The organism is Pseudomonas monachiensis, from assembly GCF_047345015.1.
Classification (GTDB): domain Bacteria; phylum Pseudomonadota; class Gammaproteobacteria; order Pseudomonadales; family Pseudomonadaceae; genus Aquipseudomonas; species Aquipseudomonas monachiensis.
Map to the genome: position 1 here is coordinate 3703138 of NZ_CP178857.1, position 25237 is coordinate 3728374.

The following is a 25237-nucleotide window of genomic DNA, read 5'->3' on the forward strand; positions in this document are numbered from 1 at the left end:
TCCACCACTTGTTCGCGCCACCACTTTCCAAAGGTACGATGTGATGGGGAGTTGCACCAGATGGCCATACTCTACCGGTGTTAGCTTCCCATTGTTTCATCAAATAGTTCTGACTACCCACAAATTCTTTCCGTGCCATCTGATTCTGAAACACAGTACGTCGCTGAACAACGGGTAGATTTCCTCTCAAAATTTGAGCTTGTTTGGCGGTGATTTCACCTCCAGCAGATGCGACTTTGTTCGCATCATTTACTACCCTTTCATGAAGAGACGAACATGCTAATCCTAATGGATCGATCCAACCTAAAGGGTTACTCCCATACTGATAGAGATTATCTCCGCCCAACAGCCCAATCGGATCCTGCGTAACAAACCGCCCCACCTCCGGATCGTAATACCGAAACGTGTTGTAGTGCAGCCCCGTCTCGTCATCGAAATACTGCCCCTGAAACCGCAAATTCTGCTCGATGTCATTGACCGCCAGCTTTTCAACCGCCCCCCAAGCCTTGTACGTCGCCTGCCAGACAATGCTCCCGTCCGCGTCCGTCATCTCCAGCGGCGTACCAATCTGATCAGTATGGAAGTAATAAAGCTGCTGCTCTTCACCCTCTGCCTGATCCACCCGCGCCAAGGGCGCATAACTCCCCGGCTCATACAGGTACAGACTGCTCTGCCCCGGTCGCTCCTCACGCAACATCCGCAGGCCTTGCCACAAAAAGTGCTTATGCTCGGTCTTGCCGTTGACCTCTGAAACCTTGGCAACCCGCCGCCCCAGGCTGTCGTACCGATAAGAACCGGTACTTTCCAGCTTGCCGTTGACCAGCGTCTCGGCCTTGACCAAGCGATTCTCACAGTCATAAACAAACGTCTGCAGCGTGCCCGTGCCGCTGCGTTTTTCAATCAGGTTGCCCCAGGCATCGTAGGCATATTCCTGGTCCCGCCAGCGCTTCAGGCGGTTGTCTTTGACGTGATCAAACTGGATGGTGTTGAAGTTCAGCCGGTTCGCCGCGGCGTCGTAGCGGAATTCTTCGCTGTCGAGCAACTGGCCGGTGTCGCGGCTGTGCAGTTGGCCGTTGGCTTCGTACTCGTACTTGATCTCGCCGCGCAGTTTGTCGAGGGTACGGGTCAACTCGCCGGCCGGGTCGTACTGGTGGCGGCGGTGGATCGGGTTGTAGGCGTGCTCGACCAGCAGGTCGGGCTGGATGCCGGGGTTGTGCAGGCGCGAGAGTTTTTCCGCCGGCAGGCGCGAGGCGAACTGCCAGCTCTTGCGGCCCAGGGCGTCGTAGCCGAAGCAGCTGGTGAGTGTGCCCTGGGTGCGCAGGACTTCGCGGTGCAGGTCGTCGCGCTCGATGTCGCTGATCAGCTGGCCGTCGAGGTTGAGTTGGTGTAGGTGGCCGCTGCCGTAATACAGGTGATTGAGGTGTTGGCCGGTGGGCAACGTCAGGGTGGTGAGGTTGCTCAGTGGGTCGTATTCGTAGGACAAGGCGCCTTGCGCCGTGGTCTCCTGGATCAGCCTCCCGAGCAGGTCGTAGGAGAACTCCAGCGTTTCTTCGCTGACACCAATTTGCTTGCCCTGCGCGGTCGGCAGGCGCTGGATCGACAGCAGGCGATCAGCGTCGTCATACACGTAATCCTGACGGGCATCGGCATTGAGTTTGGCCAGCAACCGGCCAATGCTATCGCGTTCGAATTCGGTGCGGCGTTGTGGCCGTTCACCGCGTTCGCCGTAGCCGGTTTCATCGACCTGGGTCAGATGCCCGCCGGGGTTGTAGCTGAAGCGTCGGGTCAGGTTGTCGATGCGTTTTTCTTCGATCAACCGGTCGCACGCATCGTAGGCGAACTGGTACGCCGCGTTGTTTTCGTTGATCAGCGCCGTCAGGCGAATCGCCGGGTCGTATTCGTAGCGGATGCGCTGGCCTTTGGCGTCCTGGCGGCTGCTCGGCAATCCTCGGGCGGTGCGTAGCAGGCGCGTGGTCTGGCCTTTGCCGTCGGTATGGCTGAGCACCTGGCCGAGGGCGTTGTAGGTGAAGGACTCGGCGCTGCCGTCCGGATGATTGATGCGCAGCACTTCGCCGTCGGGTTTGCGTTCCAGCGTGGTGGTCTGGCCCAGCGCGTCGGTGACGGCGACCAGATGCTGGCGCTCGTCGAAGCGGTAGGTGGTGTTTTTACCCGAGCAATCCTGGAAGCGCTCGACCTGGGCCAGGGTGTTCCACCACAGGTATTTGGACTTGTGGGTTGCATCGATGATGGTGTGCGGCAGGCCGTCGTCGCTGTTGAGGTATTCGGTTTTATTGCCCAGGGCGTCGACTTCGGCGATCAAGTTGCCCTTGGCATCGTAGCGGGCTTGCCAGGTGCTGCCGTCCAGGAAGGTCGTTTCTGTGACCAGCGTAGTGCCGAGGTGGTACTTGTATTTGATCTTGCGACCCAGTGGATCGGTTTCTTCAAGCAAACGCGAAAAGTCGTCGTACTTGAACCCCAACCGGTTGTCATCCGGCAGCTTGAGACCGGTCATGTTGCCGGCTTCGTCGAGGTCGATGGCGTACTGCTCACCGCCGAAGTCGCGAAAATGGATTCGTTCAATTATTAATCATTTTTAGCGTGAATTGTAAGAACGCGCTTGCACAGCATTTTTAGATTAAAGAGGAAAGTGGCTTAAGAAAACCTTAAGCCACTCTAGAGATAAAATTTTAAAGAACGGCACAAACCCCACTAGTTTTTGACTACCAATGAACAACCAAACACATCCATGAAATGCTGCGCCACCAGTACAACGGAGCGCTGCACCGTTTACATACAAACATCAGAGAGCGGTTTTTTTCCACTTATCACCACTTTTTGTTTCTTTTTTCACTATCAGCCAACCATTTCCAGTATCTTTTAGAACAAACTTATATACAGCCTTTAGCCTAGCCATCTGCTCGACAACCACAGCGTAATTTTTACCTTCTTGAACAGGCTTGTTTATTACATCCCTCTCTGGATCATAAGTCGGAGGAGACCCACAACCGAGATCTACAAGCCTAGCCCAGCTTCGCTCATCTGACACAGAAAACCTGGTTAAAACCTTCTTAAGCTCGAGTTCATACTTTTTATCACAGTCAGAGGTATTTTTTTCCGCATCGATCAGGCTCATTTGCTCATCGCGAAAAGCCGTCTCCCAATCTCGCATTTCTGACATAAAGCCTTTCAACGCCTCAACCACCGAAACTTCTTTTTCCATAACAAACTCCTACCAAGCACAACAATACAATTGCGAACAGCAGAATAAAAACCAGAAATCCTTTGCCGTGACGGAAGGTGGAGATCAGCTGACCTGTCACCGTTGAAGCGGCTGTGGATGATTGCTGCCTGAGATGAGTACTTCCCTAGTGGTTGGTTTTATAAAACATCGTAATCCAGACCGGTGTTAGTGAAAAAAGCGGAAAATGACAATCATTGTCCGCCTCGCTGTGCAGGTCATCGCGATACCTGTCACAGCTCCTCTGGCCTTCGATTTTACAGGTCGATCTCAGATTCGTCCTTTAACCCCTCAACAAAAGCGTCAAACGAACTTGCGAGCCAACGATAGGCCTTTGCATGATTGGCGGCATAACTACTATTCGAATCAAAGGAATCAGTTGCGTAAAAACACACATCACCATCAGTCAAATCCAGACAGAAAAAGTTACCACCATCGTCAGTCGCAAACGGCAGCAATGTTTTAGGTATCACATTTTTAGAGGTCATCACAGCATAACAGCCGCTTAAATATTTTGTCTCTGCAGCATCCAAAGCACCACTAGCTGCAACTGCTTTAAATTTCTTTAATCGAACAGGCTCATATTCATCACCACTATCCCACCAATCTCTATCTGCAACCCCACCACTATGAGTTAAATAAAAATTTTTAAAGCCTTCAGGCAATGTATGCCCTATCTCATCCTCCAGTAAACTGAGATCAGAGCTATTCACTTTCGGATCGGACTTCGACATTTTCAGTACACCCATCATTGTCTCCTTACTAACAAGTTGTAGAGGCAGCTTTCGGAGTCCGCCCATTCAGCCGGCGGCGTCGTAGCGGAATTCGTCGCTGTCGAGCAACTGACCGATGTCGCGGCTGTGCAGTTGGCCGTTGGCTTCGTACTCGTACTTGATCTCGCCGCGCAGTTTGTCGAGGGAGCGGGTCAACTCGCCGGCCGGGTCGTATTGGTGACGGCGGTGGATCGGGTTGTAGGTGTGCTCGACCCGCAGGTCGGGCTGGATGCCAGGGTTGTGCAGGCGCGAGGCGAACTGCCAGCTCTTGCGACCCATGGCGTCGAAGCCGAAGCATCTGAAGCGACTGAGATCAAATTCCCAGCCACTTAATTAGATAAAACTCATGGAATTTTAGCCAACTCCTTTTCAATCTTGCTTGTATTATTAATATCTCCACCTTTATCCACGTAGGCGTGCCAAGCTGGAACTGCCTTCTTGAATAGCTCGAGGCATTGAGAAGTGACATCTGATTTTTTTATAACCAAATCCATCTTCAAATTACCATCACTATCAAATGGCTCCTTATAAATAAGACCACGCACCTTAAGGAAACTCATTAGAACTGTATACCGCACAACTATCTGCCTCTGATATTCGGCGCTTTTATTTCTAGACATTAGCATCGGTATGCTGCACAAAGTAAAATCCAAATCACTCATTACCAAACTCCTATTACCTTGCACGAATCACTGTCGACACATCAGTTACTTCAATCAATTTTTTGGTACCCGGCTCGCGCACAAAAACTCCACCCGCCTCTCGAATTCTCATTTCTTTTTCCAGCTGCGCAAATTTCGAAGCGGTCAAACTTGTAATTTCTTTCGCCGTGCCGGAGCCATCAGCATTCTTAACAACAAAATCAACTCGACGCCCCTCACCGGTTAACGGGTCCTTGACTATTTTCCCCTCAGCATTACGTAGATACCTTTCGCCGAGAACATTTTTCTTACCGTAACGTTTCTCGAATATTGCTTTGGCTCTAGCCTCTCGAGCAGAGCCAGCCACTTTGTTTGGTATGCATTCCCATCCCCACGGATCAGTCCATGCAGTCGTGTTTGGAGCATAGCTGTAGAGATTGTAACCCCCAAACAATCCTATTGGATCCTGCGTTACAAACCGCCCCACCCCCGGATCGTAATACCGAAACGTGTTGTAGTGCAGCCCCGTCTCATCGTCAAAATACTGCCCCTGAAACCGCAGATTCTGCTCGACATCATTGACCGCCAGCCTTTCAACAGCCCCCCAAGCCTTGTACGTCGCCTGCCAGACAATCTGCCCTTCACGGTCAGTCATCTCCAACGGAGTACCAATCTGATCGGTATGGAAGTAATAGAGCTGCTGCTCTTCCCCCTCTGCCTGATCCACCCGGGCCAACGGCGCATAACTCCCCGGCTCATACAGGTACAGACTGCTCTGCCCCGGACGCTCCTCCCGCAGCATGCGCAGGCCTTGCCATAAGAAGTGTTTCTGCTCGGTCACGCCATTAACAACAGACTGTTTGCCAACCCGTCGCCCCAAACTGTCATACCGATACGCACCGGTACTTTCCAGCTTGCCATTAACCAACGTCTCAGCCCGCACCAAGCGATTTTCACAGTCATACACAAACGTCTGCAGCGTGCCCATGCCACTGCGCTTTTCAACCAGGTTGCCCCACGCATCGTAGGCATATTCCTGGTCCCGCCAGCGTTTAAGGCGGTTGTCCTTGACGTGATCAAACTGGCTGGTGTTGAAGTTCAGCCGGTTCGCCGCGGCGTCGTAGCGGAACTCTTCGCTGTCGATCAGCTGCCCGGTGTCGCGGCTGTGCAGTTGGCCGTTGGCTTCGTACTCGTACTTGATCTCGCCGCGCAGTTTGTCGAGGGTACGGGTCAACTCGCCGGCCGGGTCGTACTGGTGGCGGCGGTGGATCGGGTTGTAGGCGTGCTCCACCAGCAGGTCGGGCTGGATACCGGGGTTGTGCAGGCGCGAGAGTTTTTCCGCCGGCAGGCGCGAGGCGAACTGCCAGCTCTTGCGGCCCATGGCGTCGTAGCCGAAGCAGCTGGTGAGCGTGCCCTGGGTGCGCAGGACTTCGCGGTGCAGGTCATCGCGCTCGATGTCACTGATGAGCTGGCCGTCGAGGTTGAGTTGGTGCAGGTGGCCGCTGCCGTAATACAGGTGATTGAGGTGTTGGCCGGTGGGCAACGTCAGGGTGGTGAGGTTGCTCAGTGGGTCGTATTCGTAGGACAAGGCGCCTTGCGCCGTGGTCTCCTGGATCAGCCTCCCGAGCAGGTCGTAGGAGAACTCCAGCGTTTCTTCGCTGACACCCAGTTGCTTGCCCTGCCCGGTCGGCAGGCGCTGGATCGACAGCAGGCGATCAGCGTCGTCGTACACGTAATCCTGACGGGCATCGCCATTGAGTTTGGCCAGCAGCCGGCCAATGCTGTCGCGCTCGAATTCGGTACGACGCTGTGGTCGTTCGCCGCGTTCGCCGTAGCCGGTTTCGTCGACCTGGGTCAGATGCCCGCCGAGGTTGTAGCTGAAGCGTCGAGTCAGGTTGTCGATGCGTTTTTCTTCGATCAACCGGTCGGACGCATCGTAGGCGAACTGGTACGCCGCGTTGTTTTCGTTGATCAGCGCGGTCAGGCGAATCGCCGGGTCGTATTCGTAGCGGATGCGTTGGCCCTTGGCGTCCTGGCGGCTGCTCGGCAATCCACGGGCGGTGCGCAGCAGGCGCGTGGTCTGGCCTTTGCCGTCGGTGTGCGTCAGTACCTGGCCGAGGGCGTTGTAGGTGAATGATTCGGCGCTGCCGTCCGGATGATTGATGCGCAGCACCTCGCCGTCGGGTTTGCGTTCCAGCGTGGTGGTCTGACCCAGCGCATCAGTAACGGCGACCAGATGCTGGCGCTCGTCGAAGCGGTACGTGGTGTTTTTACCCGAGCAATCCTGGAAACGTTCGACCTGGGCCAGGGTGTTCCACCACAGGTATTTGGACTTGTGGCTGGCGTCCATGATTGCAATAGAGGAAGCGGCTGAGACAACATTGGTAGCCACTTGTTTTGCGTTAGGTTATAAAAGAGCGAGCAACAGCGAGCACTGACGCTGAGAAATTAAGGCAAAAAAACGTACTCAACCGTAAAAATAGTCAAAAAATCTTTCAAAGTTCTCTTCACCTAGTAGAGGAGAGATTTCATCATTCACTCTCGCAACAAATAATGAGCTCAATCCGTCATCATCAGAAATCTCAAAAATATTAAACTCGCCATACACAATCTCAACTAACTTCGCCAACGCAAAAACAAAATCAGCTAGCGAATCTGAAACTTTAAATGGGGCAACCGCACTACAACTTGCATAAACCGGAGTGTTCTTGACATTTGTTACTGCAATAGCTGGCTTTCCGCCACCAGAATCATCCATTATGACTACAAAAGCGTGGCCCCACTCATTGTTTAACTTGACAGCCGACTCCCCACCAACCCACTTATAGCCGACTTGACCTTTCTCAATCGAGTCAAGACTGAAAAGCTTTAACGGGGTAAATCCTGTTTCGATTTTGACATCCACCGGCTCATAATCATTGTAAAAATCCTCCAACTCAACTGAGCGACCAAGAGTTGAAGGCCACTTCGCGCCAACTTGAGCACGCGACTGAAAACCACCTGACAGGTTATATTTATTATGGACTCTCGCCAACTCAGCCGCTGCATGTCCTATACCATTCATAGCCTTCTCCAAAACGTAAATTATTAACCACAGGAACCTAACTTCGCTACATTTTTGACACGATCGATTAAGCGTCCCGCCCCTGCGTTTGTTTAATAAGGGTTGTGGATGGTCAAGAGTTTGTCCTCCGGCAGGCGCGACGCGAACTGCCAACTCCTGCGCCCATGGCGTAGGAGCTGAGGCAACTGGTGAACGCGCCCCTGAGTGCGTAGAACTTCTGCGGTGCGGGTCATAACGCTGCTGTCAGCATTTAGAGCGAAGGCATTAAAAATGCTCATCAGGATGGGCATTTTTCAAGTGCGAAAAAGCCGACTTCATCGTCATCTACACTCACCTCTAAGTCAGTCCAATCCAAAATCATCCCACGGTGCATATACATAACCTTCATCGATAGCCATAAAATTAAGACCGCTAAGCTTCCTAGACTCGAACTCTTGTTTAAATCTTGAAGAACAAACCATCTGTTTGATTTCCTCACAATAGAACAAATCATAGTCAACATTGCTTTTCATGACGAATGAATCAATACGCTCATACACAGGACCGGGAGCTCGATCTTCCTTGGGCCTCAGTAAACCGTCATCCGTCAGGTCATAAACAGATTCTTCTTGACTCAACACCCATGCTCTAGCTTTTATACAAAAAAAACTATATTTTTTCTCAGGGCTCTTTCCATCTTCCAGTATGACTTCCGCGGGAATTGTCAAAAAATCCGTCTCAAGAGACTCACACAACTCTACAAAATCAACTGAAGCCAGATAATCATTTATCAGAACATCGACTTTTAGCTCTTCAGTATCAGCCTTTACGCTGTAGGCTTTGGCGAAGCTTTTAATATCAGGACTAGCAACTGGGAGATCAAAAACAGGTAAATCTGGAGTCCATATCATCTCAAAAAAATAAGGGATATTTTCCCCATTGGCGTCACCACTCACAACATAAAACTTTTTCATAGTTAATCTCACAAAAGCCCGCCAGTCGCAGGATTGACTTTAAAGGTGCCATTTTGCAGGCCGGCCCTAGCCCAATCTTGAACATTTTTAATGCCGAGAACCAATTGAGTATCACTCAAAGATGGTGCCAATTGGCTAAGGCGCTGGAGTTTTTCCCTAACAGCAGTTGTATATACTTTATGGTTGGTCCAATGCCCGGGAAGATCTATATTTTTGACAGCTTCTTTGCCAGGGAGAAATATGCCGTTAGATGCGCCATCTCCATTGAAACCCATAGATTTCAGTCTATTAAACATAGGCTGGAACGATGGGACTTTCATCAGCTCTTCGGGAATCAAGTGGTGATTTGCCATCCCATCGCCAGATCTCGCCCCCATCGACCTTCCTAGAGCGCTGGAGCACCATCCCAGAGGGTCTATCCAAACAGTTGAGTTTATTGCATAACCATACAGATTGACCCCACCCAACAACCCAATCGGATCCTGCGTAACAAACCGCCCCACCTCCGGATCGTAATACCGAAACGTGTTGTAGTGCAGCCATGTCTCATCGTCAAAATACTGCCCTTGAAACCGCAGGTTCTGCTCGACGTCATTAACGTGTAGACGCTCAACCGCCCCCCAAGCCTTGTACGTCGCCTGCCAGACAATGCTCCCGTCCGCGTCCGTCATCTCCAGCGGCGTACCAATCTGATCGGTATGGAAGTAATAGAGCTGCTGCTCTTCCCCCTCTGCCTGATCCACCCGCGCCAACGGCGCATAACTCCCCGGCTCATACAGGTACAAACTGCTCTGCCCCGGTCGCTCCTCACGCAACATCCGCAAGCCTTGCCACAAGAAGTGCTTCTGCTCGGTCTTGCCGTTGACCTCTGAAACCTTGGCAACCCGTCGCCCCAAACTGTCATACCGATACGAACCGATACTTTCCAGCTTGCCGCTGACCAACGTCTCAGCCCGCACCAACCGATTTTCACAGTCATATCGAAACGTCTGCAGCGTGCCCATGCCACTGCGCTTTTCAACCAGGTTGCCCCACGCATCGTAGGCATATTCCTGGTCCCGCCAGCGCTTCAGGCGGTTGTCCTTGACGTGGTCAAACTGGCTGGTGTTGAAGTTCAGCCGGTTCGCCGCGGCGTCGTAGCGGAATTCTTCGCTGTCGAGCAACTGCCCGGTGTCGCGGCTGTGCAACTGGCCGTTGGCTTCGTATTCGTACTTGATCTCGCCGCGCAGTTTGTCGAGGGTGCGGGTCAGTTCGCCGGCCGGGTCGTATTGGTGACGGCGATGGATCGGGTTGTAGGCGTGCTCGACCAGCAGGTCGGGCTGGATACCGGGGTTGTGCAGGCGCGAGAGTTTTTCCGCCGGCAGGCGCGAGGCGAACTGCCAGCTCTTGCGGCCCATGGCGTCGTAACCGAAGCAACTGGTGAGGGTGCCCTGAGTGCGCAGGACTTCGCGGTGCAGGTCGTCGCGCTCGATGTCGCTGATCAACTGGCCGTCGAGGTTGAGTTGGTGTAGGTGGCCGCTGCCGTAATACAGGTGATTGAGGTGTTGGCCGGTGGGCAACGTCAGGGTGGTGAGGTTGCTCAGTGGGTCGTATTCGTAGGACAAGGCGCCTTGCGCCGTGGTCTCCTGGATCAGCCTCCCGAGCAGGTCGTAGGAGAACTCCAGCGTTTCTTCGCTGACACCAATTTGCTTGCCCTGCGCGGTCGGCAGGCGCTGGATCGACAGCAGGCGATCAGCGTCGTCATACACGTAATCCTGACGGGCATCGGCATTGAGTTTGGCCAGCAACCGGCCAATGCTATCGCGTTCGAATTCGGTGCGGCGTTGTGGCCGTTCACCGCGTTCGCCGTAGCCGGTTTCATCGACCTGGGTCAGATGCCCGCCCAGGTTGTAGCTGAAACGCCGGGTCAGGTTGTCGATGCGTTTTTCTTCGATCAACCGGTCGCACGCATCGTAGGCGAACTGGTACGCCGCGTTGTTTTCGTTGATCAGCGCCGTCAGGCGAATCGCCGGGTCGTATTCGTAGCGGATGCGCTGGCCTTTGGCGTCCTGGCGGCTGCTCGGCAATCCTCGGGCGGTGCGTAGCAGGCGCGTGGTCTGGCCTTTGCCGTCGGTATGGCTGAGCACCTGGCCGAGGGCGTTGTAGGTGAAGGACTCGGCGCTGCCGTCCGGATGATTGATGCGCAGCACTTCGCCGTCGGGTTTGCGTTCCAGCGTGGTGGTCTGGCCCAGCGCGTCGGTGACGGCGACCAGATGCTGGCGCTCGTCGAAGCGGTAGGTGGTGTTTTTACCCGAGCAATCCTGGAAGCGCTCGACCTGGGCCAGGGTGTTCCACCACAGGTATTTGGACTTGTGGGTTGCATCGATGATGGTGTGCGGCAGGCCGTCGTCGCTGTTGAGGTATTCGGTTTTATTGCCCAGGGCGTCGACTTCGGCGATCAAGTTACCCTTGGCGTCGTAGCGGGCCTGCCAGACACTGCCGTCCAGGAAGGTCGTTTCCGTGACCAGCGTAGTGCCGAGGTGGTACTTGTATTTGATCTTGCGACCCAGTGGGTCGGTTTCTTCAAGCAAACGCGAAAAGTCGTCGTACTTGAACCCCAAGCGGTTGCCATCCGGCAGCTTGAGACCGGTCATGTTGCCCGCTTCGTCGAGGTCGATAGCGTACTGCTCACCGCCGAAGTCGCGACTGGCAATCACGCGGCGATCGTCGTTGTAGTGGATCTCCAGCTCGCGCCCCAGTGCATCCATCGCCCACGAGGTGCGCTGCTTGAAGTCGTAGCGGTAGTGAAAATGTTCGCCATCGCTGGTCCAGTGCTCGACCACACGCAACTGGTCATCAATGGTTTCCCAACGGTAATGACAGCTCAGGCCCAGGGCGTTGCTGTGGCTGGCCATCACCCCATCGGCGTAGCTGAAACGGCGCATCGAATCGCTGTTGCGATTGATCACCTCGATGAGTTGGCCGTTGTCGTCATAGCGGTACTGCACCAGGGTTTCAACCGCCAGGTTGTCGACGACGCGCTTGACGTCGGTCAGGCGCCCCAGCGGGTTGTCATAGTGCAGGTGCACGCGAACACCGCCAGTGGCGCTGATGTCGGTCAACCGGCCTTCTGCCGTGCGGGTGAAATGCAGGTAATGCCCAAGGGCATTTTCCAGGCGCTGCAGCGGGACATCGCTGTTGTCGTCCGGCACCTCGCCGAAGTAGAAGAACTGGTTGTCGAGGGTTTGCAGCAGGTAGTGGCCGCCTTCGGTGCGGACCAGGTGGAGCTGCTCGTAGGGGTTATAGATGCGATCGCCTGGCTCCACATCCACAAAGGGCACGCTGCGCCCTTGGTTATCCGTGAGGTAGACGAAGCTGCCGCTTCTGCGCAGGCTTTGCTCCCAGGGCAAGACCCAGCCTCTGCCGAGCACGCTGTCGACGGTCAGATCGCTGGCATAGAAGCGCGACCATTCAATCGGCACGAGCCCCGGCAGCGCAAAGTCGGTTTCTCCCGACTCGAGCAGCAGCTTGCGCCCGCTGGTAAGGTCGACGGGATTGCCGCTCAAACCCCCAATTGCGCGCTCAACGGCCGGACCGATGACAAAGCGACCAGCCAGATAGCTGCCCGCCACGGCCGCTCCAAACTTCAATGCGCAAGGCCCGGCCGCCTTCAGACCTTGTGCCATGCCCAGCCTGAAGATCGGACCAATTGCGCGGCCCATCGAGGCGACAATCATCAGCACGTCGACGGTGACCCGCAGCCAGCCGGGAATTTCTTCGTCGACATCGAGATAGCGCTCAGTTCCGCCGCCAATGAACACATTGTTCGAGCCGCTGGAGATCTTCGCGCCGCAAGTGAGTTTGTCACCCTTGCGCGAAGCCGCCACATTGTTGATGAAAACGTTGGATGAGCCTTCGGCGACCATTACCGGTGCTGGGTGTTTATCACAAATACCCATGCTCAATTTTGCGTGGGCGGCATTACGGCTATTGATGAACACATCCGTCGAGCAGCCTTCGAGCTTGATCCCCCCGGCGGGCGAACTCATTGCCGACCCTATGCTTTCGCCAATCATGGGGACGAAACTGGCAGCCAGCCCTACGGCAATCCCCAGCAGAATTCCGCCGAGCCCCGCCGTGCAGATCGTGAACGCGGCAGCCGTCGCAATCGCAAGCCCGATCACTGCGCCGGCGAGAAAGCCGCCGAGCGCACTGGTGTGTTCAATTTCATCGCCCCAACGCGCAGCTTCGAACATGGGTTACTCCTGTTCGGCGCTGTCGGTGGACACCGTCTCGGCCTGGCGCGGTTTGAAACTTGTCAGCAGCTGCAGCCAATTCTGGTTTTGCGTGGCACTGAAATCAGCCTGGCTGGTGGTGGAAAACACCAGGATGCGACCGGGTTCGATTTCGAACGCTGCCTGCCGTTGGTAAACCGGTCGACCATCGTTCATGTAGTAGGCATCCACCTGGATGCCGCAAAGCGGTTGCTCCCCGGACAGCGCTGCCGGCTTCTTGCTGAGCAAGGTATAGCCGCGCAGTTTGGCGGCAATGAGTTTTACCTGGCGCTCGATGTAAGCCTTCAGATCCTCTGCCGGCAGCATGTTGTCGCGCGACAGTGTGATGTTCAGTGGCGCAGGAATACTGTTGCCGAGCACGAACATGTTCACCGTGCGGTCCTGAAAACCTTCCGGCAACGTGATGGATCCTTCCTGAAGCTGATAGTCCATTGGGCGTGTGTTCCGTAAATACGTAAAAGGGGAAAATGCTTAGTCAGCGCTGATGTTTTCGAGCATCGTCTCGAACTCGATTAACCAATCGGCAAGCTCTGCATGTGCGGGATTGATCATCGTCGACATGCTCAACCATTGGCGTTCGTTACCATTGCCGGGCTGGATGACTGCGCTGGTCGCTCTGCCGTGGCGACGCTCCTGTCCCGCCGTGAATATATAATCCAGGGTAATCGCCGGACTGCCTGCCAGCAGGCAATCGCTCTGCCGCACGATGGTGACGTCGGGGTGGTTCTTGCGCAGGTTCTCCACATATAACTGCACCGAGCGTTGCAGCGTCAGCCCTTCAGGTGCAGGACGACGCTTGGCACTGAACGTGACGGGATGGCCATGCTTTTCGAGCGTTGTATCAATGTCGCGGAAGTTGAAGCCTTGCGGCATTACCAGATTCAGCCCCGCGACTTTCAATTCATTGCGCGCCAATTGAAGCGGTATCACCGCTACCGGCTCAGGCTCGATGACAGCGGGCGAAACCTCGACAGCCTCCTGCAACTGCTGCCGCGCAAGTGTCTCGGCCGCTAACCGCTTCTCGGAAATACGGTCGTAGATGCTGGTCCTGACCATGGTCTGATTTCTCACTTGTTGATATCGACACGGTCACCGTGGACGTAGGTGTTCTTGCCAAGAATATCGATGGCGTCGCCCTTTATTTCGATGCCTTCGGGCGTCAGCTTGATACTGCTGCCGCCCACCTGAAGAATGATGTGCTGTTTGGCGCTGACCTGAATGAACTGGTTGTCGACCTGGATCGTCAGCGAGCCTTCCTGGACATTCATCACCGTGTCTTTCTTGATGGTTTCGGTGTGCGTGCCACCGACCGTGATCGTGCGGTTGCTGCCGACACTGTGGATCTCGTCGACCTCGATCTCGGTGTCCATGTTGCGCTCGGCATGCATGATGATCTGTTCGGCACCGGCCTTGTCTTCGAAACGGAAGAAGTTCGCCGTACCGCCGTCGCCCTTCATCGACCGCGTCAGGAACCCGCTCTGGGTCTTGTTCGCCGGCAGCGACCACGGTGGGGTGTTCTGGCTGTTGTAGAGGCTGCCCATGACCAGCGGGCGGTCGGGGTTGCCGTCGAGGAAGACCACCACGACCTCATCGCCCACACGGGGAATCTGGATGCTGCCGAAGCCGCCGCTGGCACCCGCCTGGGCGACGCGGACCCAGCAGGAACTCTTGTCGTTGTGCTCACCCTTGCGGTCCCAGTGAAACTGCACCTTCACGCGGCCGAGTTCGTCGGTGAAGATTTCCTCCCCCGGCGGACCGACGATGATCGCGGTTTGCGGGCCGGAGATGGTCGGGCGCGGGGTAGTGAGTTGAGGGCGGAAGACGATCTTTTTGCGCACGCAGGCGAAGGTGTTGTAGTAGCTCGCCTGATGCCCGCTGAGGTAGTTGTTGTGACCTTCGCTTTCGACGCTCATCAGCAGGAACTGTCGATCATCGGCGGGGCCTTGGTCGTGATCGTAATGCTGCAGCAGTTCGAAGGTGTAGCCGGGTTTCATCGCGCGGCAGTTACTGGCGCCATGAAAACTCTTGCCCTTGAGCTCAAGTGCTTCGACCCGCAGCCGCAGCAGCGTTTCGCCTTCGTCGTAGGTGCCGTGAGTGTACTGGCCGGGGAAGTCGTAGATTTCGAAGTCGTCGACATCGCCCTGCTTGTTCAGGCTCTTCATGGCGACCGGTAAGCGATTGGACGGCTGACGATAATCGAAGGTCTGGACCGCCATTTTCCCGGACTGCAACTGGCGATTGCCGCTCCATTGGGTAATGGAGTCGGCGGTCTCGGTGACCGATGCCGTGTGGTAGCGGATCTGCGGTTGTTCAGGCAACGGCACCAGGGTGCTGGAGTCGTCGCAGATGATCATGGTGTGGCCTTCGGCGGTGTGCTCGAAGTAGTAGAACATCCCCTCTTCTTCCAGCAGGCGCTGGACAAAATTGAAGTCCGATTCCCGGTACTGGGTGATATAGGTGTAATGCTTGAGCGGCTTGCTCAGGCGGAACTCGTGCCGGGAAAACGCCGGGCACAAGGCAAACACCTGGGTGACGACATCTTCCACCGTGCAACCCTGGAAAATGCGCGTGTCGAAGCGGTTCTTCAGCATGGAGAACCAGGGGTTCAGCGTCGCCGTATAGCGAGCCATGCCGCCGTCGCTGCCGATGCTGGCAAACCGCGTGAGATAGCCCGCCAGGTAACGGGGCGTGGCGTCTGCCAGCTCGATTTCCAGAACCACGTGCTGGCCCATCATCGACTTCAGCTCGACGTCGGAGTCCTGGCACACCAGCAGCAACTCGAAGTTGTACGCACGGGACAGACCTTCAGTCCCCTTGAAGGACTCAAGCAACAATTGCTGTTCGGGGTTGGCGAGGTTCTTGAACTTGAACAGGCGCCGATTTTGCGGGGAAAGCATTGCGGCAAGGTCCATCAACATGTGTATCTCCTTGAAAACAGTGGAAAGCTACCGCCCTCTCTCAACCACTGCACATAACGAATCAGATAAGAGGGTCAAAACCCTGTTTGCCGCAACATTGAACCAGGCGAACACTTCGCCACCCTATGTTTTCGGTCTGAGGCACGAATCATCTGCAAGTTCTGCCAGAGGCCACCTGCAAAAAATCCTTCATTTTCATCGATTTTTTTAAACACCGAATGAGATCCCTTACACGCCATTGTGCGTCAGGAACTGCGACCGCAAGGCAGTATGAAAGTGCCATTACCCGGCAAAATATTTGAGAAATTTGTCACACTTCTACAAGTTGCACTGGTTCTCGAACGCGGGAAGGAGACACCCATGTCATGCACTGTGTCAACCCGCACGCAGTGCATGCGGGCACTTCCACGCACTTCGAACTCAGTTCGGGATAATCCCTGAAAAATAATTATCGCCACGCTGGCCACCCAGAAACGCCGATATATCAAGGATGAACGGGAAGTTAGGTGCCACTGATTGGCAACTAATGCCTTATTGCCATCATTGCCGAATGTAACGCGAATAACAAAAAATGGGATCCATGTTGAAATTTTCAACTCGCCCCGCAGTCTGAAGCAGGGCTGATAGCCATCACTTTGGCAATGATGTGAAGTCGGATATTCGACAGCTCGACCGCAGCAACAAGGAAGCGCCTTTCCCCCAAGGACAGTGATGAGTAAATGGATCTTTTAGCCAACGTGCCCAGCTGGGCCGATGTCGAACGCAACCTCGACCAGAAATTCAGCGAGCTGAACCAGGGCGTCAACGACGGCTTGCAGAGCGCTCACGACAACTGGAACGGCTTCACCCGGCGTGTCAGCAATGGCGCGAGCCAGGCCTATGGCTACATGGGTGGTCACCGCATCGATGCGGTGCATCAGGCGATGACCCTCTCCTACCCGATCATCCAGATGGACCTCAAGCGCAAGTGGGCCTCGATTGAAATCGAGCAGATCCTGCCGGTGCTGCTGCAACTGGTCAAGGAAGTCTCGATGATTCTCGGCGGCAGCGTAGCGATCGGCACCGTGGCCGGCGGCGCAGCGGGGGCCTTCGCATTCGGCGTCGGCGCTGCCCCCGGAGCCGCTGCCGGGGCCGGTATCGGCTTGCAGGTCGGCAACCTGATTCTCATGGGCCTGGGCCTGTCAGCCATCGCCGAGTATTTTTACCAGGGCCTGCCCGCCTGCCTCTCGACCTTGCAGGAAGGCATCGCCACGGCCTGGCATGCCGAAGAAGGCGTCAAACCGTCCGGCCTGGACCCCAGCGGCGGTTCCGCCGCACTGGTACAGGAACGTATCGAACGCGCGGCACGACAACTGGCTCGCGGACAGGAGCAACTTGTACTGCTGTTGCTCACCGCCATCGTCACCTACCTGACCCGGGGCCAGATGAAAGCGGGCGTGATGAACAGCATGGAAAGCATCGCGACCCGCAGCGCGAAGCTTCAGGCAGAGATTTCGAACAAGCAGTTGGCGGGTTGGTTGGCAAGGAATGAGCAGAAGTTGCTGGCTCGGGATGAGTTGCGGGTGAAGGAACCGGCGCCTCTTCAGAAGGCCGAGCCGGAGACAATGCGTGAGTATTACGCCAAGCAGGACCCTGACTTCGTTTCGGTGGAGGATCAGGTCAAGAAGGTCAAAACCTTCCAGACCAAGGGCTTGTCGAACGAGCAAATCGAAGGCTTCCTGAATACGCCTGACGGGGAAAAACTGCTGGGCAAATTGCAAGCGGCTGCCCCTGACGCTGATGCAACAACCATCTACTCACGGGCGTTCGACCAGGTAGCTTCCGGCTCCACCATCCCCGAAGTAAGGTTAATGGATTCGCCCCTTGTGAAAATCGTACCCGAAGGCCAAGGCGTTTCACCTTACTCGCCGTTCTTTACCACTCATGAGGAGCTACAGGCAGCCGCGAACTCCGGGAGGACACTGGCTGATTCGTTCGGATTGCCGTTGAGCAGCGAATCAACCACCTATTCGATCTACGAGATGGCACCATTGAAGCCAACCGAGGTTTTTGTCAGTAAAGTCGCCCCTACATCAGAATTGAGCGGTGCAATCCAGAGAACCGGTGAATCATTCCAATATCTGACACCTAACCGTGCCGAGTGGGGAACACCAAAATTGATCGGAACCACAGCTAACTAGAGCCTCCTATGGATATCGAAAAACTTAAAGAAAAGACCCTGAAGCTACGGGCAGCCATCGATGCATTAAAGGCAAAAGACCCTGCTGCAGCTAAATTGGATCTAGAACTGGCCCCTCTGATGGATTTGGCCGAGCGTGGTCAAATCCGCACACCTATGGAATGGCGGGATATCCCTGGACGCTATCTGTTCACTGAGGAGGGGTTGCAGCAATATGCAGAGCTTGAGCACGCTTTTGCGGAGTTTAAAATCGAACTGATCGGAGGAGAATCCCCGACGCTACGTCGACTGAAAGCCCAGATGGAAGAAAAGAAGAACAGTAATCCGAAACCTACATAAGCACATAAAATGCTGTAGCCCTTTGACTCAAGCAAGGCGTACTGCAACGCGGTAAGGATTGAATGGCTATTCAGAAAGGCGAGCGTTTCGCCAACGAAGACATTATTCCTGGCCACCGCCTTTTCGACGAAACAAATCTGAGAATGCTGGGTGATCTGAACGGCGCTTACGCGAACTTTTACATTGAGCTGATTGGTGGTCGCGACTGGTCATCGTACAAACTCATTAAATCCAGAATGCGCGAAGATAAAAACCGCCAACCACCAGATCAAGGACACGATGAAATTCAGTGACGTTTTCAAAAGCCGTGAACATATGTTTGCCTTAGGCGTCGAGGAGACTACAGGTCGCCTTTACCTGTCGATTCCAGTCAGCAACGGCATGGTCGACTACGAGGAGTATTACCAAATTGACCGGGCAAACTTCGATCTCTTCCAAACGGATCTTGATACGGCCCTGGCGTTTGCCATGAGCTGTCGCCGCAGAGAGCTGGATGACCTGCTGATTGTGCAGCCGGGGGCCAATAGAGGAACGGCTATCTAAGGCAAGCTCGTCACTCCGGACCAATGGACCGCTGTCCTCGAAATCAAAATCCTTGAACGGCTACCTCCATGTCAAAACTACTGAAGCGCTTGAAAACCTTTTTCAGACAAAAGCCCGCTCCTCCACCCGCCCCCACCGAGCAGGTTGTCGATGCAGCCACCTTGACCGAAGTGGACAAGCAACCTTCCCGAGTGGAAAGGAACCTGTCCTGGCTGCCGAACAATCGTGAGCCAGAGGTTTTTGTACCGTTGATGCCCCCTGCCTGCCCGGACCTGACGCTAGTGGATGCCCTCCTGTTGCAGCGTTATCGGGTATTCGTCATCGCAAATGACCGGGCCGGATGGACATCAGAGGCGATGATAAACCGCGATAAAGCCAGCCAACTGGCTCGTGACTTGTACGGCAAGGGGACAGATATTGGTTATTGTCGAGGTACCGAATCCTCGTTCGAAATCTATTGGCTCATACAATGTGCGGCCATTGTTTCGCTGTTGGCCCATGGACCACAATCGGAACAATTCCTTACCTATAGAAAACATGTTGACTCCAATCGAGACTCTGCCCGGATTGGAGAGCAGGTCCGAATGTTTGATCAATACGTGGCGTCGCGCAGCAATCAAGACGTTGGTACCGAGAGGGACCGCCTCTTGAAAACGCCGACAACTGCCCTCGACTACATTGACAATGCGATCACCATCACCGCCCTGAGATACAACGGCTGTCCAGAATTCCAGATTTATTCAAGCTCGTTAATCCAGTTGCAATTCATCAAGAACGTGTTGCTGGGCGTTGAAAAAGATAAAGCCCGGTTGCACCAATTGACCATCGGCGTTTGGGCCAGCAAAGAGTTTGAAGCCGACGATCCTGAACTTGCTGGCGTACTGGGGGATGCCTTCTACATAGGCATTCAGATCGCACGCGGTCTGAAGATTCAGCTGCCTAACGGGTTGCCACCGGAAAGTCTTCCTCGCACATGAAATTGCTGCGACTTCACGGATAACGCTAAAGGTAACGTAGTGACCGAAACGTGGTACCGCGGCGACAACGGAATCCTATGGATAGCGAATCGTAAGCGTCTGGCGAACACACCGTATTAAGCGTCCGGCAAAGTCATCTACCCAGCCCCGAAAAGCCCAGACAGGGTGTGCACTTAAATTTAAGTTGGCACCAGTTCCAGGTAGTGTGTCAGCGCTACCCAGCGCTTCAGGCTGTAATCGAGGGTTTTGGCGGTTGCCGCACTGTTGGGAACGTATTGGTTCAGCCATCAATGTTGTACTGGGCTTTGTATTGAATCGCCGGGTTCACGCCGATGGCGTTCGCCACCACTTCTTTTTATTCCGATGCAGTGGCCGGCGCTGGTGATTGCGGTTGTCTGCGCAGTGGTTGCCTTGCTGAAATAAGCTTACCGACCGCTCGGCAAGGGCGGTCGCGTTTCGACTTGCTCAAGGCTTACACGGTAGGTGGTGTAAGTGTCGCCGTCTTCAAGGTAAAGGTTGCTCTGGTAATTCGAGACTGCGCCTTTGAGTTTGATGTGCAGGCCGTTGGAGACACGCTGGATTACCACGTCCTTCAAGTCAGTGTCCGAGACCAGGAAGGCCGGGGTCTTGCCGAGGAGCACCTTCATCGTCTCATTATTCCTGCCGTCGCCATTGTTGACGTAGAACCTCAGGTTTTTGGGCTCATCTGGATCCCTGGCATCTTGAACGATGTAGATCGACTGCCCCGGAATGAAGTCTTGCTTCAGGACTACCTCGGAAGGAAATTCCGGTTTGTGCAGGTACGCATAGATGAAAACGCCTACAAGGCAGAGCAAAAAGATAATCAAGAGATACTTTTTAACCCTGACTACAAGAGTTTGCAGTTCGGTCTTGTTCATGGGATTCAACTGTAATCGAAGGTGAATAGCACCAAGCCTTCAATCGGCTCTGTTTGCACCGGCCGTCCGGTAATGGTAGCCATGGCACCCGTCCCGCTCGTTCAGCTCGCCGACAAAGCCCTCGTACGGTTCCAACGGGCTGAGCATGTGCAGCACGCCCGACCACTCGGGGTTTACGGTGCTGATATCTAAGCTGAACAAAGGGTGCAGATGGTTGGCCAGTTCCAGTTGATCGGCGACAAACACGTCTTCAACAGGTGGGAACGGCAGCATGCCGGTGGGGACTTTGGTGAAGTCGGGGGTGTGATCGTCGGTCATCAGAGATTCTTCCTTGTGGGTCGCCACGGATTGAGCACTTTGGGTATCAATGGCTGTCTTGGTAAGCGCCCAGCGTGGCGCAGTGGCGACATTTGAACAGGTAGGCGGTAGGCCCATGATCCTTATCCAGGGCATTTAAGAACGCTCGCCACTGTGGACCGTCCTCCAATCCTGTTGAGTCCTGAACGGCGGCGATGGCTGCTGGGCCCAGTTCAAGCAACTCTGCATGGCCGGCCTTACCGACAAACTCGGCTGCGTCGTCGCAGTGAGTCAGCCAGCACTCTTGCTGCCAGCCATTAAAACCAGGCGTGCGCTGGCTGACTTCGGCGATCTGCTCCTCGCTCAGCGTGTCTTCGCCGTCCAGGCCGATACTCTCGTCATCGACAAACGTTGCGCCCAGACGCTGGTGCGCACTCCCGTCGGCAATGCACCAAGGGCAGATGCAGTTTTCGTATTCATCAATGGCGTATACCGGGCCCACATAAATGTAGCCTCGCGCCTGATTGCAGCTCACGCAAGTGGCGTAAGAGGCTTGCACCGAACCGCTACCGACGGGATCGGGATGATAAATAAAGTGGGGCAGTGTCATGTACGCATCCTTGTTAAGTGCATGCCTTTCATTGCTCGACCTACTCTAACCATGTCTTGAATTCGAGGGCTTGCTCGGGGGTATTGAGTTGCGTAATCCAGGCGATTTCTTCCGGCACGCTTTGAGAGTCAGAGACTGCGAATACATAAATGGCGTTCTCAAACGCGCACGTCGTCAGCGGCTTCAAGGCCGCAACACAGTGTTCGAAGACGAGTGCGCGGTGACGTTCAAAATCTTCATCGGGAATCGAATCAGCCAAGTCCCACAACAGGCTCGACAGGACGTTGAAGTGTTCGCCACCGAAGGTTTCGTGGCTCCATTCAGCGGGTGACCATTTGAAATACGCCTGCTCAGCAGGTTCTTCAGCCTGCACGCGCGCCAAGTGATCAGCCGTGTTGAACGACGGCACCAGCGTCCGCGCATCCGCGTCTGAGTACAGCGCAAACCCACAGACATCGGCGGTGGGGTGCGCTTGGCGAAATTGCTCGATGGCCTTCTTGCACGCTACCTGAACATCTCGCTGAAAATGGTCGTTGATCTGGCCCGAGTCGCTCATTAAAAAAAAGAACCTCATGAAACCATCCATATCCGTGCCCTCAACATCGCCGACCACTTCCCTGGCCCTGAACAGAAAGGCGGGCGGCCGCTGCCCCAGGATACGGCGTACGCGTTGTTTCATCTGATGTCGCTGTACGGCGGCATGGGCTCAATCAACGACGTTGTTCTGTATGAAAATGCAAAACCCTTGCTGGACGAAAACAACGAACTGCAAGGGCTGCTATCAGATCTTCATCAGCTTTGCGCAGGGAGCCATTGAACCCGGCGCCCCACGCTTGCCAATGCTGAAAGCCTTCAGGCCTGCTCGAATCGCTGCTGCAGCAAGTGCCGCGCAGTGCCTGCATTGAGGTAGGTGCCGATCAGTTCCGCCAATTGCTCATTCTTGAGCTTTTTGTCGTCCCGACAGAACTGAATCAACTGTAACTGGACCCAGCGCTTTTTCTTGTCGAGCTTCGCATCAGGCGAAAAGAACGAGCGCGAGGCCAACTCAGGCATCGGAGCATCGTCTTCCAGCAGCAGATTCAAGTGCAGCCCCTGGCCCATTTGCAGACCAAAATCAGCGACGTGCCGGATCGGCAGTGGTGCCTTGAGGTTGGCAAAAACGAAGTGCTCGGGCGTCAGCAACAACGCGGTCTTGTTCGCCCGCTTGAGCAAGCGCAACGAGAATGGCAGCAGGCATGCCATCAATACGACGAGCACCCCACCAGCAGCCAGTATCATCGATTTGTTACTCCCTGAAGCCTGCGGCAACAGCCACGGCAAGACCAGCAGCCCCAAGCCCAACAACATGAAAAGCGAGAAACAAATCAAGGTAATCCACCCGCGCAATCGTGCGCCTTCATGCAGTCGGACTTCCTCCGTGGCATTGCCGGCATGGCTACGCAACTCCTGCACAACCGCCGCGTCCTGCTCCACGTAGTGGCCGAGGAAGTCCTCGGTAATGCGCGCACGCAATGCCTGGGGGTCGGCGAAATAGTGATCCATCGCGGCGCAGGCTTGTGCCGCGTTGATCGGGCGGGTGCCGCGGCTGACGGCCTCTTCGACCGTGACTTGCAGGGACGCCAGCCGCTCAAGATTGGAGGGATGGGTGTCCGATGGATGCGGCAGGCTGGCTGCCATTTCCTCCTCGGGCAGGGTCAGCGGCTGCGCGGCCAATTCCTGCACGACGCTGGTTGGCAAGTCGTGGGGCGGGACGTACCCGGCACCCGGGTTGGTCGCTTGCGACACACGGGTAAATACACACTGTTGCAACAACGGGTCGATGGCCGAAATACGCACCAGCGCCGAAGCGATGGCAATGTTCCCCGCCAACTGCGCGCCCGCCGCGTCCGCCGCCAGTTCCCGCACGCGGCTCCAATGGTTCACCGCGTGATCGAAACGCTCCATGAAATACTCACCGAGCATGAAGGCCGGCCACAGCGTCGTGCGTTGCAGCACATCGCTTTGCAGCATGGTTTCGGCAATCACGCCGAGACTGCGGCCGATACCCTCGTAGATCGGTACGAAACGCAGGCTGTACTCGGTATCGGCACCGGCGAAGTGCGCCAGTTCGTGACCGATGACCGCGCCGGTTTCTGCCGAATCGAGCAAGCCCAGGTACATCATCGGCACGTGCAGGGTGCGGCCTTTGAGCGCGGTGCCTGCCGGGAGCAGGGTGACGTCGCTGGAGGTGACGTAAAAGCCTTCGGTCATGCCCAGCACGATGTGCTCGGGTGCCAGCGCGCCGAGTTGATCCGCCAGCTGGCGAACATAGGCCCACAACGCTGGCGCCTGTTGCGGTGTGGCCACCTGGCCCAGAACGTTCATCGGTGTGGACTGGAACATGCGCAGCATGACCGGCAGCTGCTTGCCCATCTGCCAGATCGAATACAGGAAACCGAGCATCAGCATCAACACGATGAGCATCAGCTTGAATTCACCGGCGGCCATTTTCCCCATGTGCCACAGCCCCAGGCCTTCGAAACCGAGAATGGCCGCTACCGCCGCGCCCATGGCGACAATGTGCCCCACCAGCAGATACGGCAACAGGCGACTCACTCGGCTGAAGGTGTGCAGCAATCGTTCACGGGAATGGCTCGCGCGGGCACCGGCCCAACGCAGACCCAGCAGCCCCAGCACGCCGACCAGGGAAGCCAGGAGGCCGAGGGTGATGGCACCCTTGGCCAGGTTGCTCATCACGGCAGCCACCGGTTGCAAGATGGTCAGTTCGTGCTCGGCCTGGGTAACGCGCGATAAAGCCAGGTGGACACCCATGCGTTCACCGTTGATATCGACTGTGGCCGAGCGGGAGAACGGTTTGGCAACCATCGCTTCGAGTTCGACATGCATCTCGCCCAGTTCGGCGTTGATATCAGCGAACTCCTTGATGCTCTCGGTACTGCGTTGTAACTCCCAGGCGCCAAACAAACCAAGGCAAAGCGGCAGGAGAATAAGTACAGCAATGAGTTTCAACGTTCTCATGAGACAGGGCCTCAATAGTCGCGTCGCCTTACATCCGTGGCGCGCATAAATTCCATTTAACAAAGGCCCGGAAGCCCTCACGCTATTGCACGGCCCGACATGAAAGTTATGGGGCGCAGTCGTACCTGGCGCGTTATACAGAAATATCGTCGATATGTAACGCCATAGTGCCCGAACACTCGTTCAGCAATGGAATGGACGCCTCGTATATCCCGGACACCTCGAGATGCCATCACTTCCTTGTCGGTTATATGACACTTATCCTTCAACCTTTTCCTCAGCGGATCATCAAGCGGGCATTGGGTGAACCGGTTCACCTTTTTTCAATTTTTTTCAATTAAAAATTGGATCCATTATTTGCCTGAAACCATTGAATTTATTGGGTTTCAGACACTTCCGCCATTCAGATCCGGCAAATGATGGCAACCAGACATCATTGCGACACGTAACAAAAAAAAGAAAAAATCCCCGCCTCGTAGGAACTTTCCTACACATCCTGTTGCCATACACGACG

The 25237-nt window shown here is 55.2% G+C and carries 20 protein-coding genes and 3 pseudogenes; 6 read left to right on the top strand and 17 right to left on the bottom strand.

From position 1 onward, the window contains the following. Nucleotides 1–267: 267 nt before the first annotated feature. The 12 genes and pseudogenes from ACMDB8_RS16630 to tssI all read right to left on the bottom strand — a co-directional run. Nucleotides 268–2563, bottom strand: a pseudogene (locus ACMDB8_RS16630) (RHS repeat-associated core domain-containing protein); the annotation flags it as partial. Between the two features lie 237 nt (nucleotides 2564–2800). Next, on the bottom strand, nucleotides 2801–3220 hold the full coding sequence (locus ACMDB8_RS16635) for an NTF2 fold immunity protein (RefSeq protein WP_056725177.1): 420 nt from the start codon (nucleotides 3218–3220) through the stop codon (nucleotides 2801–2803). Between the two features lie 275 nt (nucleotides 3221–3495). After that, on the bottom strand, nucleotides 3496–3987 hold the full coding sequence (locus ACMDB8_RS16640; protein ID WP_056725175.1) for an SMI1/KNR4 family protein: 492 nt from the start codon (nucleotides 3985–3987) through the stop codon (nucleotides 3496–3498). A gap of 57 nt (nucleotides 3988–4044) precedes the next feature. Then, a pseudogene (locus tag ACMDB8_RS16645) lies at nucleotides 4045–4308 on the bottom strand (HNH/ENDO VII family nuclease); the annotation flags it as partial. A 47-nt stretch (nucleotides 4309–4355) separates the two neighbouring features. Beyond that, a complete protein-coding gene (locus ACMDB8_RS16650) occupies nucleotides 4356–4673 on the bottom strand; it encodes a hypothetical protein (RefSeq protein WP_056725172.1) in 318 nt (105 codons plus the stop codon). A 13-nt stretch (nucleotides 4674–4686) separates the two neighbouring features. Next, nucleotides 4687–7005: pseudogene (locus ACMDB8_RS16655) on the bottom strand (RHS repeat-associated core domain-containing protein); the annotation flags it as partial. Nucleotides 7006–7119: 114 nt separating this feature from the next. Continuing rightward, complete coding sequence (locus ACMDB8_RS16660) at nucleotides 7120–7716, bottom strand: hypothetical protein (protein ID WP_409079348.1); 597 nt, start codon at nucleotides 7714–7716, stop codon at nucleotides 7120–7122. A gap of 341 nt (nucleotides 7717–8057) precedes the next feature. Then, nucleotides 8058–8669 (bottom strand): hypothetical protein, encoded by a 612-nt coding sequence (locus ACMDB8_RS16665; protein ID WP_409079349.1) that lies wholly within the window; start codon nucleotides 8667–8669, stop codon nucleotides 8058–8060. Nucleotides 8670–8677: 8 nt separating this feature from the next. Beyond that, nucleotides 8678–12904 carry an RHS repeat-associated core domain-containing protein gene (locus tag ACMDB8_RS16670; RefSeq protein WP_409079350.1) on the bottom strand — a complete coding sequence of 1409 codons (4227 nt, stop codon included), beginning with the start codon at nucleotides 12902–12904 and terminating at the stop codon, nucleotides 8678–8680. 3 nt (nucleotides 12905–12907) lie between these two features. After that, nucleotides 12908–13375 (bottom strand): DcrB-related protein, encoded by a 468-nt coding sequence (locus ACMDB8_RS16675; RefSeq protein WP_223542072.1) that lies wholly within the window; start codon nucleotides 13373–13375, stop codon nucleotides 12908–12910. Nucleotides 13376–13414: 39 nt separating this feature from the next. Continuing rightward, nucleotides 13415–13999 carry a hypothetical protein gene (locus ACMDB8_RS16680; protein ID WP_223542073.1) on the bottom strand — a complete coding sequence of 195 codons (585 nt, stop codon included), beginning with the start codon at nucleotides 13997–13999 and terminating at the stop codon, nucleotides 13415–13417. Between the two features lie 11 nt (nucleotides 14000–14010). After that, nucleotides 14011–15861 carry a type VI secretion system tip protein TssI/VgrG gene (gene tssI, locus ACMDB8_RS16685; protein ID WP_223542074.1) on the bottom strand — a complete coding sequence of 617 codons (1851 nt, stop codon included), beginning with the start codon at nucleotides 15859–15861 and terminating at the stop codon, nucleotides 14011–14013. Between the two features lie 719 nt (nucleotides 15862–16580). Here tssI and ACMDB8_RS16690 point away from each other — a divergent pair. The 5 genes from ACMDB8_RS16690 (at nucleotide 16581) to ACMDB8_RS16710 (ending at nucleotide 19899) form a co-directional block, all read left to right on the top strand. Then, nucleotides 16581–18041, top strand: coding sequence for a DUF6861 domain-containing protein (locus tag ACMDB8_RS16690; RefSeq protein ID WP_056723996.1), 1461 nt, complete (start codon nucleotides 16581–16583; stop codon nucleotides 18039–18041). Nucleotides 18042–18049: 8 nt separating this feature from the next. After that, nucleotides 18050–18379: a hypothetical protein gene (locus ACMDB8_RS16695; RefSeq protein ID WP_046820293.1), complete on the top strand. Its 330-nt coding sequence runs from the start codon at nucleotides 18050–18052 to the stop codon at nucleotides 18377–18379. Between the two features lie 62 nt (nucleotides 18380–18441). Further along, complete coding sequence (locus ACMDB8_RS16700) at nucleotides 18442–18672, top strand: hypothetical protein (RefSeq protein ID WP_052760685.1); 231 nt, start codon at nucleotides 18442–18444, stop codon at nucleotides 18670–18672. Further along, nucleotides 18659–18922 (top strand): hypothetical protein, encoded by a 264-nt coding sequence (locus tag ACMDB8_RS16705; protein ID WP_056723995.1) that lies wholly within the window; start codon nucleotides 18659–18661, stop codon nucleotides 18920–18922. The genes ACMDB8_RS16700 and ACMDB8_RS16705 overlap by 14 nt, the downstream gene beginning before the upstream one ends. Nucleotides 18923–18990: 68 nt before the next feature. Beyond that, on the top strand, nucleotides 18991–19899 hold the full coding sequence (locus tag ACMDB8_RS16710) for an immunity protein Tsi6 family protein (RefSeq protein ID WP_409079351.1): 909 nt from the start codon (nucleotides 18991–18993) through the stop codon (nucleotides 19897–19899). A 425-nt stretch (nucleotides 19900–20324) separates the two neighbouring features. On the opposite strand, the gene ACMDB8_RS16715 is transcribed toward ACMDB8_RS16710, so the two are convergent. The 4 genes from ACMDB8_RS16715 to ACMDB8_RS16730 are packed head-to-tail and all read right to left on the bottom strand — an operon-like array spanning nucleotide 20325 to nucleotide 22384. Then, nucleotides 20325–20798 (bottom strand): hypothetical protein, encoded by a 474-nt coding sequence (locus ACMDB8_RS16715; RefSeq protein WP_056723993.1) that lies wholly within the window; start codon nucleotides 20796–20798, stop codon nucleotides 20325–20327. A 39-nt stretch (nucleotides 20799–20837) separates the two neighbouring features. Continuing rightward, nucleotides 20838–21116 (bottom strand): hypothetical protein, encoded by a 279-nt coding sequence (locus ACMDB8_RS16720; RefSeq protein ID WP_223542075.1) that lies wholly within the window; start codon nucleotides 21114–21116, stop codon nucleotides 20838–20840. Nucleotides 21117–21162: 46 nt separating this feature from the next. Next, nucleotides 21163–21705 carry a CbrC family protein gene (locus ACMDB8_RS16725; protein WP_056723989.1) on the bottom strand — a complete coding sequence of 181 codons (543 nt, stop codon included), beginning with the start codon at nucleotides 21703–21705 and terminating at the stop codon, nucleotides 21163–21165. A gap of 40 nt (nucleotides 21706–21745) precedes the next feature. Next, complete coding sequence (locus tag ACMDB8_RS16730) at nucleotides 21746–22384, bottom strand: DUF4303 domain-containing protein (protein WP_223542076.1); 639 nt, start codon at nucleotides 22382–22384, stop codon at nucleotides 21746–21748. Between the two features lie 3 nt (nucleotides 22385–22387). On the opposite strand from ACMDB8_RS16730, the gene ACMDB8_RS16735 reads away from it, so the two are divergent. Continuing rightward, the gene (locus tag ACMDB8_RS16735; protein WP_409079352.1) at nucleotides 22388–22522 is read left to right on the top strand and encodes a DUF6966 domain-containing protein; all 135 of its coding nucleotides are present in this window, start codon (nucleotides 22388–22390) and stop codon (nucleotides 22520–22522) included. A 35-nt stretch (nucleotides 22523–22557) separates the two neighbouring features. Here the strand turns inward: ACMDB8_RS16735 and ACMDB8_RS16740 are convergent, their stop codons facing one another. Next, nucleotides 22558–24723 carry a M48 family metallopeptidase gene (locus ACMDB8_RS16740; protein ID WP_223542077.1) on the bottom strand — a complete coding sequence of 722 codons (2166 nt, stop codon included), beginning with the start codon at nucleotides 24721–24723 and terminating at the stop codon, nucleotides 22558–22560. Nucleotides 24724–25237: the final 514 nt, after the last annotated feature.